Origin of the sequence: Paraburkholderia sp. 22099 (assembly GCF_052045835.1) — a bacterium.
GTDB classification, from domain to species: domain Bacteria; phylum Pseudomonadota; class Gammaproteobacteria; order Burkholderiales; family Burkholderiaceae; genus Paraburkholderia; species Paraburkholderia terricola.
This window is the reverse complement of the sequence record NZ_JBQEPU010000018.1, coordinates 25,979-42,744: the sequence shown is the minus strand read 5'-3', so window position 1 is coordinate 42,744 and position 16,766 is coordinate 25,979. Positions and strand designations below refer to the sequence as shown.

16 protein-coding genes are annotated in these 16,766 nt (G+C 64.3%); 6 read left to right on the top strand and 10 right to left on the bottom strand.

The genetic code is table 11. The annotated features are described in order from the left end of the window. Positions 1-226: 226 nt before the first annotated feature. The 6 genes from ACTJLC_RS18235 to ACTJLC_RS18210 form a co-directional block, all read right to left on the bottom strand. Positions 227-742: an Ohr family peroxiredoxin gene (locus ACTJLC_RS18235; protein WP_073428914.1), complete on the bottom strand. Its 516-nt coding sequence runs from the start codon at positions 740-742 to the stop codon at positions 227-229. A 23-nt stretch (positions 743-765) separates the two neighbouring features. Further along, positions 766-1,521 carry an SDR family oxidoreductase gene (locus tag ACTJLC_RS18230; protein ID WP_310313574.1) on the bottom strand — a complete coding sequence of 252 codons (756 nt, stop codon included), beginning with the start codon at positions 1,519-1,521 and terminating at the stop codon, positions 766-768. Between the two features lie 234 nt (positions 1,522-1,755). After that, positions 1,756-2,778 carry a LysR family transcriptional regulator gene (locus ACTJLC_RS18225; protein ID WP_073428916.1) on the bottom strand — a complete coding sequence of 341 codons (1,023 nt, stop codon included), beginning with the start codon at positions 2,776-2,778 and terminating at the stop codon, positions 1,756-1,758. 106 nt (positions 2,779-2,884) lie between these two features. Further along, positions 2,885-3,292 carry a cupin domain-containing protein gene (locus tag ACTJLC_RS18220; protein ID WP_073428917.1) on the bottom strand — a complete coding sequence of 136 codons (408 nt, stop codon included), beginning with the start codon at positions 3,290-3,292 and terminating at the stop codon, positions 2,885-2,887. A 90-nt stretch (positions 3,293-3,382) separates the two neighbouring features. Further along, the gene (locus tag ACTJLC_RS18215) at positions 3,383-3,862 is read right to left on the bottom strand and encodes a carboxymuconolactone decarboxylase family protein (RefSeq protein ID WP_310118499.1); all 480 of its coding nucleotides are present in this window, start codon (positions 3,860-3,862) and stop codon (positions 3,383-3,385) included. Between the two features lie 181 nt (positions 3,863-4,043). Continuing rightward, positions 4,044-4,925, bottom strand: coding sequence for an RNA polymerase sigma-70 factor (locus tag ACTJLC_RS18210; RefSeq protein ID WP_310313571.1), 882 nt, complete (start codon positions 4,923-4,925; stop codon positions 4,044-4,046). Positions 4,926-5,070: 145 nt separating this feature from the next. Between ACTJLC_RS18210 and ACTJLC_RS18205 the strand changes: the two genes are divergently transcribed. Further along, complete coding sequence (locus ACTJLC_RS18205; RefSeq protein ID WP_073428920.1) at positions 5,071-5,745, top strand: HAD family hydrolase; 675 nt, start codon at positions 5,071-5,073, stop codon at positions 5,743-5,745. A 33-nt stretch (positions 5,746-5,778) separates the two neighbouring features. Here the strand turns inward: ACTJLC_RS18205 and ACTJLC_RS18200 are convergent, their stop codons facing one another. The 3 genes from ACTJLC_RS18200 to ACTJLC_RS18190 form a co-directional block, all read right to left on the bottom strand. Continuing rightward, a complete protein-coding gene (locus ACTJLC_RS18200; protein ID WP_310313569.1) occupies positions 5,779-6,678 on the bottom strand; it encodes an aspartyl/asparaginyl beta-hydroxylase domain-containing protein in 900 nt (299 codons plus the stop codon). Between the two features lie 169 nt (positions 6,679-6,847). After that, positions 6,848-9,412, bottom strand: a complete 2,565-nt coding sequence (locus ACTJLC_RS18195) for a hypothetical protein (RefSeq protein WP_310313567.1) — start codon at positions 9,410-9,412, stop codon at positions 6,848-6,850. 182 nt (positions 9,413-9,594) lie between these two features. Then, positions 9,595-10,299: an SDR family NAD(P)-dependent oxidoreductase gene (locus tag ACTJLC_RS18190; protein WP_310128648.1), complete on the bottom strand. Its 705-nt coding sequence runs from the start codon at positions 10,297-10,299 to the stop codon at positions 9,595-9,597. A gap of 124 nt (positions 10,300-10,423) precedes the next feature. Between ACTJLC_RS18190 and ACTJLC_RS18185 the strand changes: the two genes are divergently transcribed. The 5 genes from ACTJLC_RS18185 to ACTJLC_RS18165 all read left to right on the top strand — a co-directional run bounded on the left by ACTJLC_RS18185 (position 10,424) and on the right by ACTJLC_RS18165 (position 15,682). Beyond that, the gene (locus ACTJLC_RS18185) at positions 10,424-11,341 is read left to right on the top strand and encodes a LysR family transcriptional regulator (protein WP_310128650.1); all 918 of its coding nucleotides are present in this window, start codon (positions 10,424-10,426) and stop codon (positions 11,339-11,341) included. A gap of 84 nt (positions 11,342-11,425) precedes the next feature. Continuing rightward, complete coding sequence (locus tag ACTJLC_RS18180; RefSeq protein ID WP_310128652.1) at positions 11,426-12,118, top strand: NnrU family protein; 693 nt, start codon at positions 11,426-11,428, stop codon at positions 12,116-12,118. Positions 12,119-12,376: 258 nt separating this feature from the next. Next, positions 12,377-13,309 (top strand): YVTN family beta-propeller repeat protein, encoded by a 933-nt coding sequence (locus tag ACTJLC_RS18175; RefSeq protein WP_310128654.1) that lies wholly within the window; start codon positions 12,377-12,379, stop codon positions 13,307-13,309. Between the two features lie 56 nt (positions 13,310-13,365). Further along, complete coding sequence (locus tag ACTJLC_RS18170; RefSeq protein ID WP_310128656.1) at positions 13,366-14,652, top strand: MFS transporter; 1,287 nt, start codon at positions 13,366-13,368, stop codon at positions 14,650-14,652. Positions 14,653-14,746: 94 nt separating this feature from the next. Beyond that, a complete protein-coding gene (locus ACTJLC_RS18165; protein WP_310128658.1) occupies positions 14,747-15,682 on the top strand; it encodes an amidohydrolase family protein in 936 nt (311 codons plus the stop codon). Positions 15,683-15,742: 60 nt separating this feature from the next. Here ACTJLC_RS18165 and ACTJLC_RS18160 read toward each other — a convergent pair whose 3' ends face one another. Continuing rightward, positions 15,743-16,741, bottom strand: coding sequence for a 4-hydroxythreonine-4-phosphate dehydrogenase PdxA (locus ACTJLC_RS18160; RefSeq protein ID WP_310128660.1), 999 nt, complete (start codon positions 16,739-16,741; stop codon positions 15,743-15,745). Positions 16,742-16,766: the final 25 nt, after the last annotated feature.

The window sequence follows — 16,766 nt, the reverse complement described above, 5'->3', positions numbered from 1 at the left end:
GCGTGAAGGCATCGCGTGTTAACCCGATACGCCATTCGACGCATTGTTGCGCACTGTCCTATGTCCTCGGCGAGCGACGAGGAGGACTGAACTCAGGCGCATTGTAGCCGCGTCCAGACCCGATGGAATTCGGTTCATGCGCGGCGTAAGCGGCGGCGGCATCGGCCTTTGCCCTCGCTCGGGTGAAGCCCGAACGTTGAACCCAGCCGCTCCAGCGGCGCTGGCGTCATGATCGGCCGGCGTCGTCCGGCTGCGCGAGCGCGACGACATTCTCGATTCCCTGGCGCGCCATCTTGGTGTAAGGGCAAAAGCGTTCGGTGTTGCGCACCAGTTCCTCCGCGACGGCGCGCTCGACACCGGGCAGGCGAATCAAGGTGCGCGCGGTCAGGATGAACAGGCCGTCCATCGGATCGCGGCCGAAATCGACGGTGACATCCACCGAGGCGTCGGGAACCGGAATACCCGCCCGCGCGGCCAGCAAGCTCAGCGCGCCGTGAAAGCAGGCGGCGTAACCCGCCGCGAACAGTTGCTCGGGATTGGTGCCGCCGCCAGGCCCGCCCAGCGCCCTCGGCAATCGCAAGTGGACGGCGAGATTGCCGTCGTCGGAACGGGCGATGCCCGACGCGCGCCCGTGACCCGCGTCGCCGCCCGTCACGGTGACCGTGGTCGAATAGAGCGTTTGCGTGTCTTGCCCGTGATATTTGTCTAGCAGCGACAGCGGCGGTGGACGCAAGGTGGTCATGGCGCGCCTCGTCGGCTCATGGCTTATTGCGTGGCTTGCGTCTCTTTGAACCACGCGTCGAAATTCAGCTTGCCAAGACGCGGGGCGGCGCCTGGCACGAGCGAGTCGTCCTGCAACTCGGCGCCGAAATACCGGGCGTGCGCATCGGCGACGACCTTGCGCGAATCGTGCGTCGCCGAAAGAAAACGCTGCACTATGTCGGCCATTCGAGCGCGTTCCGGGCCGGCGATCTCCGCGATGCCGTTGCGCGGTTCGCCGGCGGCGAAGTCCGCGACGGCCGCGGCCACGTCGTCCGATGCGATCGGCTGAAACAAGGCGGACGACAGCCGTATGGTCTCGCCCTCGCTGCCCGCTTGCGCGATGCCGCCAAGGAATTCGAAGAACTGGGTTGAACGGATGATCGTATACGGCACGCCCGATTCGCGGACCAGCGTTTCCTGAGCGACCTTGGCGCGCATATAGCCGCTTTGCGGCAGCTTGTCCGCGCCGACGATCGAGAGTGCGACGTGGTGCTGTACGCCCGCGGCAAGTTCCGCCGCAAACAGATTGCGCCCGGAAGTCTCGAAGAATTCGAGCACGGCGGCATCTTCGAACGACGGCGAATTGGCCAGATCGACCACCACATTCGCGCCGGTCAACGCCTCGTTTAGACCTTCGCCAGTGATGGTGTTCACGCCCGATGCGGGCGACGCCGCGACGACGGTATGACCGCGCGCGCGAAGGTTCTTGACGACTTTGCTGCCGATGAGCCCGGTTCCACCGATCACGACGATCTTCATGATGCTTCTCCATGAGTTTGCGCGCGGCTCTTGCGCCGCCGCCAACTTGTCGACTCCGGCTTCGCGGCGCCTTACGCGATGCGCCTGCCGGTGCTTTTGCCGGATGGTCCGCGACGCGCGTCTCATCCGTACACCAAGCATCGTAGGCATGTATTGCGTCATGCGGTAGCGCCGCCGAGGCACGCACCGTGTTGCATCAGGCGCATCAATCCAGGCATCGCGGGCGAGGCGCCGTCATTCGACCGTCGATAACGTGGTTGTGGTTGCCGTTGTCATTGCCATCGTCGTCAGGCACTGCAGGTCGAGCGCTCGCGTGTGTTCCGTCATGTAGTCGATGAACACGCGAACGCGCGCGGGAAGCTGCTTTCGGCTGAGATAGCAGAGGTAATGTCCGCCGTCGTCCGGCGCATGCTGCGCGAGACAGCTAAGCAACTGTCCGTCGCGCAGCAGGTCGCACACCTGATACGCGGGCAACTGCGCGATGCCCAGTCCATCCAGCACCGCTTGCACGATCAGATCCGGGTCGTTGAACGTGTGCTGCGCGGCGAGCTGGCGCCGCTGCGACAGGCCGTCGACCTTGAACGCCCATTCCCTGATACGACCGGACGCGGCCCGGAAATTGATGCAACGATGCTTGTCCAGTTCGTCGATATGCCGCGGCAAGCCGTGTACGCGTGCATAAGCGGGCGACGCGCAGACGAGCATCTGCATCGGAATCAACTGGCGCGCGACGATTCCGCTGTCTTCCATGCGCCCGTCGCGAAACGACACGTCGACGCGATCGGCGGTGAAGTCGGCGGGCCGATCGTTGAGCAGTAATTCCAGCGCGATCTCAGGATAGCCCGCATGAAAGCCCCGCAACAGCGGCGCGACGATCTTGCGGCCGAAGCCCGGCGTCGAGGCGATCCGCAGATGGCCGCGCGGCGGCCCGTTGCGCAGTTCGCGCATGTCCTCCAGCGCTTGTGCGATGCGCGCTATGCCTGGCTGACAGTTCTCGTAGAACAGTTCGCCCTCGCGCGTCAGCGACGTGCTGCGCGTGGTGCGCAGAAAAAGGCGCGCGTCGAGCTGGGCCTCGAGTTTCTGCACGTTGCGGCTAACCGACGAGCGGCCGATGCCGAGCCGGTCGCCCGCGCGGGCGAAGCTGCCTTCGTTGGCAACGGCCAGGAAGGAAACGACGCCGGCATAGCTGGTCGCGAAGCTGCTTGCGAACGGGTCGTCGGCGCCGACCAGGGGGCGGCGTGGTGATTGATCTGGCATGGGAGCGCGAGTCGTGAAGTCCATAGCGACTAGACGTACCAGCGCTACTGTTTGTGACAGACCCGGTGAAAAACGCCGCCGGTTTTAATGCGGCTTGCCGACGTGCTCACTTTTCGGGAACGAGGATAGGCGCGCCCTTGTCCTTGAGCAACACGACGACGAATTTGGCCGGCTGTGTCGCGCTTGCGTTGCGTCCGACCGTGTGCACGTCGTTCGGACCTTCATAGAAGGTCTGGCCGGGCGTCAGCGTGACTTCCTTGCCGCCCTTCACCTGCATCACGATCGACCCTTCCAGCACGTACACGAAGGCGTGCGCATGATGCCGATGGACCGGGTCCACGGAACCCGGCGGATATTCGACGGTGATCATCGTGACTTCCTTGCCGGGATAGTCGGCAAGCGGCTGCGTCGTCAACGGCGTGACGATGGCGTGAGGCGCCTCGGCGCGGGCCACGCCCATCGACAAGCCCGCGACGACGAGCGCTGCCAGAGCGGTATGTTTCAAATTTCGCATGATGGTTGTTCCTGAACGACGCGGCCCGCCCATGCGGGCCTGGGGGCCTGAACCAGGGAAAGAGCGACGGAGACGGCGAAGCGCGTCCGCTCAGGCGAGATTCGCCTTGTCCAGACCGAGGAGCTTGTCGGACGAACCCGGCACCGTCCTGAACGCGACATTGGCGCGGTTCCAGCCGTTGATCGCCATCACTTCGAACGTCAGGTCCGAGAGTTCCTTTTCGGAAAACTGGGTGCGCACGCGCTCGTAGACTTCATCGGGCACGCCGTGTTCGGGCAGCCTGGTCAGCACCTCCGTCCACGCGAGCGCGGCGCGTTCGCGCGGTGCGAAAAGCGTGGACTCGCGCCACGCCGCGATGTGATGGAGGCGCAGTTCGCGCTCGCCGTGGATATGCGCTTCCTTCACGTGCATGTCGAGGCAAAAGGCGCAGCCATTGAGTTGCGATGCGCGGATCGATACCAGATCGCGGATCGATTCCTCGATCGCGCAATCTTTGAGCAGATTGCTAAGTTCGAAAAACTTCTTGAACAGTTCGGGCGATTGCTGAATATAGTTGAGGCGCTGCGACATGATTTTCTCCCGGCGACGATGAGCGAACACCCTGCATGGCGGGTGACCTGAGCGGCGATGAGCCGCACGAGGTCATCGTAGGTGGCCGCGGGGCATCGCGGTAGGCGGGCGAGCGGGCTCACAGTGTTGTCCGCCAGGCACCAATATCGACATAAACGCGCGTTCACCGGAGGCCCGGCGCTCAGCCGCCGGCGTGGACCGCGGCGATGCGCGCGAGCTTCTCGGGGTTGCGCTGCACGTCGATGCGAACGATGCGCTCGCCGTCCGTTTCGAACGACTGTGCCGATTCGAGTTGGCCTTCGATATAGCGCAGCAGCGCCCATTGGCCGTTGAGCACCACGAGCTTGACGCTCAGTTCGCTGCCATAACGCCGCGACGACGCGTAGAAAAGCTGCGCGATGCGCCGGCCGCCCGCCAGCGGTTTCGGGAAACTCTGGACTTTGCCGCCGCCGTCGCCGAACAGCGTCGCGTCCTCGGCCAGCAATGCGTTGATCGCCGGAAACTCGCCGCGCTCCAGCGCCTGCGCGAACATGCGCAACAGGCGAAGATGCGTTTCGCGCGGCACCATGTGACGCGGACGTTCGTCGCGCAGTTGCGCCTTGGCACGGCTCACCAGTTGACGGCACGCCGCCTCCGTTTTGCCGATGGCTTGCGCGACTTCGTCGTAGTCGGCGTCGAAAACCTCGCGCAGCAGAAAGGCCGCCCGTGCTTCCGGCGTCAGCCGCTCGAGCAGCGCGAGAAAAGCCACGGAGACCTCGTCGGCGCGCTCGGTGGCTTCCTCGGGCGTAGCCGGGGAGTCGGTCAACAGCGGCTCGGGCAACCAGATGCCCGTGTAGTGTTCGCGCTGAATCTTCGCCGCGCGCAGCCGGTCGATCGACATGCGCGTGGTGACGGCGACCAGCCACGCTTCCGCGTTTTCGATATGTTCTCGCGCCGCGGCATGCCAACGCAGCCAGACGTCCTGCACGATATCCTCGGCCTCGGCGACCGACCCCAGCATTCGATACGCAATCTTTTGCAGTCGCGGGCGCAGCCCGTTAAAGGCATGTGCGTCGTTGTCCATGAACGGATGTCCTCTTGCATGAAAACCAGCGCAGCCTGCGCGCGCGAATCGACACTGGCGGCGACGTGTCGCCGAAGGGAGCCTGTATGCTTCAGCCGGAATGCTGCACTATTATTGGCGCAAACGGTTACCCACGGAGTCCATCATGCGAATTCAGACATCGTTTCTGTTCGATCTCGACGGAACGCTCGTCGATAGTGTTTATCAGCACGTGCTGGCCTGGAAGGAAGCACTCGACAGCGAAGGCATTCCGCTGTCCGTGTGGCGGATTCATCGCAAGATCGGCATGAGCGGCGGCCTCTTCACCAACCAGCTCTTGCGGGAAACGCACCACGAAATCAGCGCCGAACTGGGCGAACGGCTGCGCCGCGCTCACGCCGACGCCTATCAACGGCTGCGCGCCCAGGTGTGTCCGCTGCCGGGCGCGCGCGAGTTGCTCGCCGCGCTGACGCAGGCCGGCACGCCGTGGGCCGTGGCGACCAGCGGCCGCATGGAAACCGCGGCAATCAATCTGGAAGCGCTGGGCGTCGATCCGGCGAAGGCGGTTGTCGTCACGCGCGACGACGTCAAATACGCGAAGCCGGACCCGGACCTGTTCATCGCCGCCGCGGCGCGCCTCGGCGTACCGATCGAGCAAGCGGTGGTGGTGGGCGACAGCATCTGGGACATGCTCGCCGCCCAGCGGTGCCGCGCGCTAGGCGTCGGATTGCTGTCGGGCGGATACGGCACCGATGAACTGGAGCGCGCCGGCGCGCTGCGCGTCTATGACGATCCCGCCGATTTGCTGGAGCACCTGGACGAAGTTGCCGCGCGGCCGTGAAGGCGCGGCGGCGGCGGTGATGCCGCTGACGAGCTACCAGATGATGGCTATCACGATCGCCGCGCCCAGACACCACTTGATGGCGTAGTAAGCCATGCGATTCCAGGCTTTTATCCGCTTGCCGAGCAGCCGCACGGAATAAACATAACGAAATAGCCGATTGATGCCGCCTGTGCGGTCGCCGACATCATTCGGCGACGCCGCGGCGCGTAACAGAACGTCGCCAATCGCCCGGATGATTGCCTGCGCCCAGGCGAACTTCATGGGTCGTTCAACGTCGCAAAAGAGAATGATGCGATCTTCTTCCGTGCGATTCTCGGCGTGGTGCAAATAGGTTTCGTCGAAAACCACGTCTTCCCCGTCCCGCCAGGAATAAGGAATGCCGTCGACGACAATCGCGCAGCGGTCGTCGTTCGGCGTGATCAGGCCCAGGTGATAGCGGAGCGAGCCCGCGTAGGGATCGCGATGCGGATTGAGCGAGCCGCCGGCCGGCAGCATGGCGAACATCGCGGCCTTGACCGACGGAATGCGTTGCAGAATCTCGACAGTGCGAGGGCAAAGCGCTTGCGCCGACGGATGCGGACTGCCGTACCATTTCAGATAAAACCGCTTCCAGCCAGTGCGGAAAAACGAATTGAACCCGACGTCGTTATACGTACTGGCCGCCCGAATGCGGCTTGCTTCGACCAACGCAAGCGCCTCTTCACGGAATACACGCCATTCACGCTTTAGTAACGCGAGTTCCGGCAGCAGTTGCGGCGAGATATACGGCGTATTGGGCACCGACGAAAAAAGATACGCAAAACAGTTGAGCGGCGCGGTGAACGTGGAATGATCGGTCAACTGCCTGAAGAAACTACCGTGACGAACTTTCCCGCGCCAGTGCGTGAAACTCGCGCACAAAAAGAATAGGAAAAGGAAAGCCAAGCGCATCGCTCAAAGAACCTCTCCGGAATTTTGACGATGACAAGATTACACAACTTCGAAAAAATTCGTCGTCTGCGTGCACGTGTTCCATTGCCACGGCGGCATGCCATGAGCCGCATTCTTGTACGCTTCCAGCGATCGACGTCGACAGGACGATCAGGCCTGCGCCCTTCACTCACTCGGCGGGCTCGGCATCCGAATCGCTGTCCGTGTCGTGTTCGAAGGTCAGCCGGCCGTTGCGAGCAAGCGTGATCGACGTGCCCGCGCCTGCCTGCGCGTCACGCGCCATCGCTTCGTCGCTCGACGTGCCGGCCCGAGCGGAGCGGTTCATCCAGTAAGGCCCGCGATGAACCTCCGGCGCGGCGCCCAGTTCGTCCGCGCAACTGCCGCAAGGCCGCATGGTGCCCGCCAGCCGCTTCAGGTCGACCGACTCCTGAAACGTTTTGCCAAGCTCGTTCTGAATGCGCCGCTCGGCGTGCAGATTGACCGACATGCCGTTGAATACTTCGCCGCGTAACGGCACATGGAAATGGCGGGCCGCGATCGCCGCGAAAACTTCGTCGGATTCCGGCGTGGGATGCGGGTCCGCCGCCGGATTGATACGGGTCGCGAGCTTCGTGCCATGACGCCATCCGCGATCCGTCTGATCCGCGGGACCGTGCGCGCCTGCTTCGTCGAGCAGCACCTCCAGATCCTCGCTTTGGAGAAAGGCCTGAAGCCGCTCATTGACGTCCCGCAGATTCGACGACACGACGATCGTCCCCGGCCCGCTCCCGGTGGCGGGCCGGAAAAAACACTGGATCTCGTGACCTTCGGGGAATCTCCGCTTGAGTACCGTGCTGAGCCAACGCAACACCTGGGGAACGCGCTCGCCTTCATAGCTGCGCTGTGCCTGGATCAAGCCAGGGTTCGCCGCGTAGATTCCCCTGAGCCGTGCGCGCGAGCCGGCCGTCGGCTGAGTGGTCTCGCGGTCCACGATCAGCATGCGATCCGGCGCATTGCCCCAGGCCGTGAGCAGGACCGGCTTCATCGGCGCATGCTGGGCCGAGGACGCCGCGGCGGCAGGCGCGATCGCCGCGGCGAGCCGGTCGAGCAGACGGTTAAGACGCATGCGCGTGCCGGCGTCGGCGCCCGTCAGCATCGGCTCGATATGGGCGACCTCACGCACCATCCCCTGTTCGTCGAGCAGGATGCGCGCGAGCGGCCTGACGCTGCCGCCCGCGCGCGTGATGTCCTCCAACGGCTTGCCGGGTTCGGCGCGCAGCGCTCGCGCGACGTCCACGACGTCGTGCAGACGCGCGTCGGCCACGCTGAGCAGTTCGTGCGCGGACATCCCGGAAGAACCCGCGACGTCGGCGACTCTTCGCGGCGTGGGCAAGGCGGCCGCCACTTCCGGGCGGCCGAGCCGCAGCAGGCCGTCGCGAAGCGCTCCCACGTTGGACGCGTAGTCCGGCATATCGGCGATCTGCTCGAGCGGCATCGGAGCGCCGTCGATGCCGAGGTAACGGACCAGTTGCGTATAGGTAATGCCCAGCGTCAGTTCGAGGGCCTTCATCGATATGCCGGGGTTGTCGGCCAGTGCCGCCAGTCCCTCCACGATCTTCGAAGCGCACATCCGCTGCCGCTGTCCCGCCCCTTCGGGCAGCGCCGTGACGAGGTCGGCGTGGCCCAGCTCGGTCAACAATTGGCGAATCCGGGCACTGGCCTGCTCGTAGCCCGGCAGTTGCGACACGCTGGACGCCGGTCGGCGCAACCGGCCTTCGGAGGTGATCCAGTTGAACACGGTGTCCGTGTCGAGGCCGAGACTGTCGCGCAGATGCTGCTTCCACGCCGGCAGACGAGGCCCGCCTCCGGCTGCCGCCTGCCTGCGCTCCAGCACGAGACGCAGCGCGCGGACCAGTTGATCCGCGCCGAATCCCCGCCGGGCTTTGGCCGCCGGTTCGGGCAGTTGATGGTCGGCGGGCAGGATGCCCAAGGCCCGCGCGCAAGCCTGAATTTGCTCGCGCCACTCGGGGTAGTCGGCTGTCTTCGCAAGGCGGTCGGCGAGATTGCGCTGCTGCCAGCCTTCCACCGTGACCCATTCGCGCATCGTGCCGGCCGGTTTGCGGCCGCCGTCGCGCTGCGAAGCCGACAAGGCGTCGAACACCATTTGCGCGGTAACCTGCTTGCGCTCACGGCCCCGGCCTTCCGTTGCGGGTTCGGCCGCGAGCGCTTCGGCGTCCTCGGGACGACCCATGCGCCGCAACGAATCCTGGATCGACGCGGCGTACTCCGGATAGTCGGGAAATGCCTGAAACACTTCGGGACCCTTTCTCAGCCCGTCGCGTCCGACGTAACGCGCGATGAAATTAGCCGGCACTTCGAGTTGTTTCGCGACCTTGGCCAGTCCGTTCAGCGGATTGTCGGCCAGCATCTTGAGCGACGCGGCAAGCACGTCGCAGCCCATGCGGCGGCGCGTCTTCGCGGCAGCGGGCCCCGAACCGCTGGCGCCCGCCCCGGCGTCGAGCCCGCTTTCGTCGCGGCTGCGTTTTGCGGGCGCACGTCCGCGCGGCGGCAGGTTCGCCGTTGCGGGCTGCGACGCCCCGGCCTGCGCGCGCGCGACACGCCTCGCGGGTAAAGCGGACGACGCGGCGGACGCGAGCCGGCGAGAACCCGAGGCGGACGTCGGCTGCGGCCGCTGTTCGTCGCGGGAGGAAGCGGGTCCATGCGGAGGGCCGCCAGTGCCGGAGATTCGCGTCATAGCCGGGGAATCCAGGAAAGACCCCACGCTATCAGCGTGCCGCGTGGCTCACCGCGGATGCCGACGAAACATTAAGCGCGCAAGCGAAAACAGAAGCAGCAGTACGCGACGACAGGCGCACATCATTGCAACGGGCAAAGACAGGCCCGCAATCAGCGCAGGCTTTTCCGTGATGTGGCTCGTCACCACGGAACGGTTCTCCCGAGGTAGTCGAGGTAATGCAAGCCGGAGCGCCCTTCATAGGCCTCGATCGTATTGACCAGGTTCGGAATGCTTTCCTCGATGGTCAAGCGCGCGGTCGGACCACCCATGTCTGTCTGGACCCATCCGGGCGCCATGATCAGAAGGCTGCGCGAATAGCTGGCGCTGCGAGCCGCGAAGGTGCGCATGAACATATTGAGCGCGGCCTTGCTCCCTCGGTAGACTTCGTAATTCGCGTTGGCGGCATTGGCGATACTGCCCTGCCCCGACGACATCACACCGATGGTTCCAGTCGGCGGAACGAGGTCTTGAAACGCCTCGATCACGCGCATCGGACTCAGCGCGTTCGTTACCATCACCCGTATGAATTCTTCCGTCGAGACGTCCGCTATCGTTTCGCGATCGTCGTTCTTGACGCCCGCGTTCACAAACAGCACGTCGATGCGCCGATTCGCAAGGCGGGCGCGCAAAGCCGCGACCTGCTCGGGAATCGTGATATCGACGGTGTCCACTTCGAGCGCGCCGGCGGAGGCTTCCGCGCTATGCCGAAGCTTTTCCGTGGACGCGGCTCGCCCGGTGGCGATGACCCGGTAGCCGCGCTTCAAATATTCCTGAACCATCGCCAATCCAAGACCGCGGGAAGCGCCGATCAGAAGAACGGTTTTCCGTGAAAGTGTGTTTTGCATGGGAGCCTCTTGAGCAAATCGTCAAAGCCAATGTAGCGGTACATAAGCAACGGCGGAAGCCGCGCCGAATGCAACTAAGATATGCATCGGACGCCCTATCCCCTGTGCTTACTACGATCAACCCATGCCTGAACCGGACCTCAATCTGCTTTTCGCGCTCGATGCGTTGCTCAGCGAAAAAAACGTGACACGCGCCGCCCGCTCGTTGCATTTGAGTGCGTCAGCCATGAGTCGCACGCTGACTCGACTTCGCGCTGTAACCGGCGATCCGTTATTGGTCCGCGCCGGGCGCCAGATGGTGCTGACGCCGTATGCCGAGGAGATTCGCGAGCGAACCGAAAACATGGTTCGCGAGGCGCGGGCCTTGCTCCGTCCTTCGCCGGTCGCGCCGGACTTTTCAACGTTGCGCAGAACGCTGGCGATTCGCGCCAATGAAGCTTTCGTGGAAGCCTTCGGTCCGCCATTGATCGCCGAAGTGACCGCAATTGCGCCGCTCGTGCGCTTGCACTTTTCATCGCGATGGGAGAGGAACGCGGAGTATCTGCGCAACGGTTCGGCCGATCTCGAGATTGGCGTGCTGGAGGAAGCCGGGCCTGAAATACGCGTTCAGGCATTGTTTCGCGACCGCTACCTGGGGGTGGTCAGAAAGGGGCATCCGCTCGAAGCGAAACGACACGTGACCCCGCGGCAATACGCGGCGTTCGGCCACGTAGTCGCGCCGCACGGTCGCCAGGTCATCGATTCCCTCGACGCCGCGATTGCCCGGCTAGGGTTGGAACGAACCACCGTGGCGATCGTGCCGAGCTTTCCTGTCGCGTTGACGGTGGCTCGCGCGTCCGATCTGGTGGCGCTCCTGCCCGCCTCCTTCATGAACAGGCAACACGCGGCATCCGTCGACGCCTATTCGTTCGAGCTTCCGGTGGCGACCGACGGTTTCACGATTTACCAGATGTGGCATCCGCGTTTGGAGAACGACCCCGTGCATCGTTGGCTTCGGCAATTGGTTCTCGGCGTGTGTCGTCAGCAGGTGCCCTTGGTGTGACGGCGGGTGGACTTTTGCCGCGCACCAACTAGTATTCTTCAGGGCAATACGATCCGCTGGTGAGTGACTTGAGGAGCCGAGTCAATGGGAAGCATCGATGCAGTGGTCGCGGCGGCAGCCGCCTTCGTCGGCAGTCACCTGGTCTTATCGCATCTGCTGCGCCGGCGGCTGGTCGATGCCATTGGCGAAGCGCCGTTCCAAGGCGTCTATTCGGTGGTTGCACTCCTGACGTTCGCCTGGCTGGTCGTGGCCTATCGAAAGGCGCCGCTCACGGCGCCGCTTTGGCCGGTCGGAGACGGTCTGTGGGCGGGCGTGACCGTGGTCATGCTGATCGCGTCGATCCTTCTCATGGGCTCTTTTATCCGCAACCCGGCGTTTCCCACCGGCGGCCGGCCCGGTTCGTTCCCTGACGCGGCGCGCGGCGTGTACGCGGTGACGCGCCATCCGATGATGTGGTCGTTCGCGCTCTGGGGCGTGTGTCACGTCGCGGTGTTCCCGGTCGCGAAGAACATCGTCGTTGCCGTGGCGATCGTCGTGCTCGCGCTCGTCGGCTCGGCATTACAGGACCGCAAGAAGCAGCGGCTCCAGCCCGATCTTTGGCCGGCGTGGGAAGCGAAAACGAGCTATCTGCCGTTCGCGGCGATCGCTGCCGGCCGCGCGCGGTTAGGCGGATTTGGCCTGCACGCGCTGTTAGGCGGCCTCGTTGTCTGGCTCGCGGCGAGCTGGGCTCACCTTCCACTCTCAGGCTGGCCCGCGGGCATCTGGCGCTGGCTGTAGCTGCAATCTCGCTGTCGAAGATCCGACTACCCGCGACCGGTTCGCGAGTGGCGAGCCGATCGTCGGTTTGCGTTCATTCCTCCTTCCTCTCCATCTCGCGAGCGATAACCTCCGCGACTATCTCGATCCAAATTATTCAGTGGTCGCTCATTGCGAAACTGGCGATACTTTGCCTGCATCCATTACCCCCGCCGTATGCCCTCATTGAACAGGCAACGCAAGAGGGGTGAGAAATACGCGCAACGTCAGGAGACAGGCATGCCGCACACACTCACCGCCGTTCTGGTGGAGAAATTCGGCCACGCGTTCAGTGGCTACGACCTTACAACAGGCGAACAGCGGTTCAGCGTCGCGCTTCCCGAGTATCCCCATGAATTCGTCGTCGATCGTGAAGGACGTTTCGGCTACGTCGGGCACTATGGCGTGCAGACATTCGCGCATCCAGGCCGCGGCGGGCATCAGGTATTCGTGATCGACATTCAACGCGGCGAGCATGTGCTGACACTCGATTGCGAAACGTATTCGCGGATTCACGGCTTGCAGATCGACAGCCGCGACCGCGTCTACGCGTTGAGCGAGCACGACAATATGCTGCTGGTGTTCGCCGATCCGCACGCACGCCAGGTGCCCGATCGCGCTGTGCCGAGCGGCGGCGTGAAGAGTCACCTGTTCGTCGTGTCGCGCGATGGCGAACGGGCCTACATCAGCAACCTGCTGTCGCACACGGTGACGCGCGTGCATCCCTACGACGCCAGCCTGCCGCCGCTCGCGGTCAATGCGGGCGGCCGTCCCGAAGGCTGTTGTCTCAGCCGCGACGAAACCGTGCTGTTCGTCGCCAGCCGCGACGACCACACGCTCTCGATGATCGACGCCGCGACCATGAAGGTCACGCGCACCGTGGCAACCGGCGAAGACCCGACCCGCCTCTATCTCACTCGCGATGGACGCTTGCTGGTCGTCAACTACGGCGAGCGCAGCATCCGCGTGTTCGATCCCGAATCGCTGGAGGCGCTGGGCCGTGTCGACACGGTGGCCAAGCCGATCGCCGTCTCCTTTCATCCGGACGGCGGGCTCGCCTACGTCGCGTTGAACGATAACAGCGTAGGCGTGCTGGATCTCGCCACGCTGACGCTGCGGCATGGTTTCGCGGTCGGCAAGGAACCGGACGGACTCGCGATACTCGCGCTGTAAAAACCCTAACCAGCGCCGCGGATATCAAATCACGACGGCGCGCAGGAGGAGACAACATGGACGCTTTCAGCAGCGCTGTACCGATGGAACACGCGCAGGCCATTCCGAGCAGGCGCTGGGCACGGATCATTCCACCGATCCTGATGGCCTGCATCATTTCCTATATGGACCGCGTCAATATCGGCTTCGCGATGCCGGGCGGCATGAGCGCCGAACTCGGCATCAGCGCGAGCATGGTCGGCATGGCGGGCGGCATCTTCTTTCTCGGCTATCTGTTCCTGCAGATTCCCGGAGGCCGGCTGGCGGTACACGGCAGCGGCAAGAAATTCATCGCGTGGTCGCTGGTGTCGTGGGCGGTGATTTCCGTACTCACGGGTTTCGTGCGCAGCAATACCGAGCTTCTGATTTTGCGCTTTCTACTCGGCGTGGCCGAAGGCGGCATGCTGCCGGTCGTGCTGACGATGGTCAGCAACTGGTTCCCGGACAAGGAACGCGGACGCGCCAACGCCCTCGTGATCCTGTTCGTGCCGATAGCGGGCATCGTGACCGCGCCGCTCTCCGGCATGCTGATCGCAACGTTGAACTGGCGATACCTGTTCATCGTGGAAGGCATTCTGTCGCTGCTGTTTCTGTTCGTGTGGTGGGCCTTCGCAAGCGACCGCCCCGCCGACGCCAAGTGGATTTCCGAGGCGGAGCGCGCGTACATTCTCGGCGAATTGCGCGCGGAGCAGGAACGCACCGCGGGCCACGCGGCAAAGAGCGCGTCATTGCGCCAGGTTCTCGCGGACGGCGTGATGTGGCGGCTCATCGGCTTGAATTTCTTCTACCAGATGGGTATCTACGGTTACACGCTCTGGCTGCCCACGATCCTCAAAAATCTCACGCACGGCAGCATGACGAAGGTCGGCTTGCTGGCGATCCTGCCTTACGTCGGCACGATGATCGGCATGCTGGCGATCTCGAATCTGTCCGACCGCCTGGGCAAGCGGAAACTGTTCGTCGCCTTGCCGATCGTCGCGTTCGCGCTGTGCATGTTCGGTTCCGTCTGGTTTCAGGGCACGCCCTGGATCTCGTACGCGTTCCTGATCGGCAGCGGTGTTTGCCTTCAGGCTGCAGCCGGCGTGTTCTGGACCATTCCACCCCGACTGTTCAGCGCCGAGGTGGCCGGCGGCGCGCGCGGCGTGATCAACGCACTCGGCAATCTGGGCGGCTTCTGCGGACCCTACCTCGTCGGCGTGCTGATACAGAAGTACAACGCGAGCATCGGCGTCTACAGTCTCGCGGCGGCGCTGGTGCTGGCAGGATTGATTGCCGCAACGCTGCCCGCGAAGTGCGACGAGTAGATCTCAACCCGCACCCGGCGCGCGAAAGCGCGCCGAATGCGTCAACAGCAAGCCAACCCCAGCCCAACCTGTTTCGATTCAGTCGGCTCCCGTCATGTCAACGCAACCCTCGCATCGCGCCGGAACGCAACTGGCTATCGTCGATGCCCATCACCATCTCTGGGATCTCGCAAGCGGCCACTATCCCTGGCTGCAGGACGCCTATCACGGTCCGGCATTCTTTCTCGGCGAATACGAGAAGCTGCGCCGCGACTATCTCGCGGACGACTACCAGCGCGACACGTACCCGTACCGCGTCGTCGCCAGCGTGCATATCGAGGCGGAACGCTCGCGCATGCAGCAGGTCGACGAAACGCGCTGGCTGCACGAGGTGCATGAGCGCAGCGGAACGCCCTCGGTCGTCGTGCCGCATGTGTCGTTCGTGCAGCCCGATCGGGACGAGGTGCTGGCCGCTCACATGGCCTGGCCGCGAGTGCGCGGCATCCGTTCGAAGCCCGTGACCGCGCGTTCGCCGCAAGAGAGCGTGACGGGCCAGGCGGGCACGATGCAAGACCCGCGCTGGCTCGACGGACTCGCCGCGCTGGAACGGTACAACTTGTCGTGGGATTTGCGCGTACCGTTCTGGCATCTCGCGCAAGCCGCGGAAGTCGCGGCGGCGTTTCCACGCATCCGCATGGCGGTCAATCACACCGGCCTGCCATTGGATCGATCGGAAGCGGGGCTGGCGGAGTGGCACCGCGGTCTCGAAGCACTCGCGGCCAACCCCAACGTCTACGTCAAGCTGTCGGAGTTCGGCCTCGCGGGCGGACGATGGGACGCCGACAGCAACCGCCGCGTGATTCGCGACGCCGTCGCGATCTTCGGCCCCGAGCGGGCGATGTTCGCGAGCAACCTGCCCGTGTCGTCGCTCAGCGCGAGCTTTCCGACTATCGTGGAGGCCGTGCTCGAAGCACTGGCCGACTATGACGATGCGGCGATCGCAAGGATCTTCGCTCACAATGCGATCGCCTTCTACCGGATCGGCGACTGACCCGCTCGCGGGTCCGATCGGCAATCTTGGGAACAACGGGGACGAGCGTCCCCGAGCACATCAAAGACGTTGCGAAGCCATCCTGCAGGCGATATCGAACGCCTTCTGCGTCGCGCCGACATTGGCGCGCCCCTGACCGTGGATGTCGAACGCCGTACCGTGCGCCGGCGTCGTGATCGGCACCGGCAAGCCGCCATGAACCGTCACGCCGCGCCAGAATCCCATCAGCTTCATCGCGATCTGTCCTTGGTCGTGATACATCGTCACCACGCCGTCGAACGCTTGCTGCTCGAACGCACGCACGAAGATCGTGTCCGCCGGGTACGGGCCCTCGGCCGCGCAACCGCGCATGCGTGCCAACTCCACGGCCGGCGCGATCACGTCCAGTTCCTCGCGTCCGAACGCGCCGTTGTCGCCGTTGTGCGGATTGAAGCCGCACACGGCGATTCTCGGACGCGCGATGCCCGCGCCCTTGAGCCCGCCGTCGATCAGATCGATCGCCTCGACGATGCGCTCGACCGACAGCCTCGCGCTGACGTCCTTGAGCGCCATGTGCGACGTCACGCGTGAAGTCCATAGCTCGTCGATCACATTGAACTCGCAATACCTGCCGCGATACGCCAACTGATGCGCGAACCACTCCAGTTCGTCGCTCTCCCGCATGCCGCCAAGATGCAACGAGGTCTTGTTGAGCGGCGCGAACAGCACGGCCTGCGTGACGTTCCGCTGCGTCAGCGCGAGCGCCAGCTTGAACGCCTCCAGACAGTAGCGGCCGCCGCGCTCGCTCGCTTCGGCCCGCGCGTAAGGTACGTCGTCGGGCAGACGGAAATCGATCAGCGCGGGCACGCCCTCGGCGAAGCGCGCGCTTTGCGCATCCGCGGCCACCGTGTACGGGAATTCGACGCCGGCGATACGCATGCCTTCGTCCAGCTCGCGCCGGTCCGCGATCAGCAGCAGCTCGGCGCGCTCGCGATTGTCGGGCTGCGCCAGCAGCCTGGCGATCAGTTCCGGTCCGATGCCGGCCGGGTCTCCGAGCAGCACTGCAATGCGTGGTTTCATTTCAAACTCCTTCGAACGGTATTGC

Coding starts and splice junctions, on each gene's coding strand:
- ACTJLC_RS18235 (WP_073428914.1), bottom strand. CDS start 742: ATGACCACCTTGCGTCCACCGCCGCTGTCGCTGCTAGACAAATATCAC.
- ACTJLC_RS18230 (WP_310313574.1), bottom strand. CDS start 1,521: ATGAAGATCGTCGTGATCGGTGGAACCGGGCTCATCGGCAGCAAAGTC.
- ACTJLC_RS18225 (WP_073428916.1), bottom strand. CDS start 2,778: ATGCCAGATCAATCACCACGCCGCCCCCTGGTCGGCGCCGACGACCCG.
- ACTJLC_RS18220 (WP_073428917.1), bottom strand. CDS start 3,292: ATGCGAAATTTGAAACATACCGCTCTGGCAGCGCTCGTCGTCGCGGGC.
- ACTJLC_RS18215 (WP_310118499.1), bottom strand. CDS start 3,862: ATGTCGCAGCGCCTCAACTATATTCAGCAATCGCCCGAACTGTTCAAG.
- ACTJLC_RS18210 (WP_310313571.1), bottom strand. CDS start 4,925: ATGGACAACGACGCACATGCCTTTAACGGGCTGCGCCCGCGACTGCAA.
- ACTJLC_RS18205 (WP_073428920.1), top strand. CDS start 5,071: ATGCGAATTCAGACATCGTTTCTGTTCGATCTCGACGGAACGCTCGTC.
- ACTJLC_RS18200 (WP_310313569.1), bottom strand. CDS start 6,678: ATGCGCTTGGCTTTCCTTTTCCTATTCTTTTTGTGCGCGAGTTTCACG.
- ACTJLC_RS18195 (WP_310313567.1), bottom strand. CDS start 9,412: ATGACGCGAATCTCCGGCACTGGCGGCCCTCCGCATGGACCCGCTTCC.
- ACTJLC_RS18190 (WP_310128648.1), bottom strand. CDS start 10,299: ATGCAAAACACACTTTCACGGAAAACCGTTCTTCTGATCGGCGCTTCC.
- ACTJLC_RS18185 (WP_310128650.1), top strand. CDS start 10,424: ATGCCTGAACCGGACCTCAATCTGCTTTTCGCGCTCGATGCGTTGCTC.
- ACTJLC_RS18180 (WP_310128652.1), top strand. CDS start 11,426: ATGGGAAGCATCGATGCAGTGGTCGCGGCGGCAGCCGCCTTCGTCGGC.
- ACTJLC_RS18175 (WP_310128654.1), top strand. CDS start 12,377: ATGCCGCACACACTCACCGCCGTTCTGGTGGAGAAATTCGGCCACGCG.
- ACTJLC_RS18170 (WP_310128656.1), top strand. CDS start 13,366: ATGGACGCTTTCAGCAGCGCTGTACCGATGGAACACGCGCAGGCCATT.
- ACTJLC_RS18165 (WP_310128658.1), top strand. CDS start 14,747: ATGTCAACGCAACCCTCGCATCGCGCCGGAACGCAACTGGCTATCGTC.
- ACTJLC_RS18160 (WP_310128660.1), bottom strand. CDS start 16,741: ATGAAACCACGCATTGCAGTGCTGCTCGGAGACCCGGCCGGCATCGGA.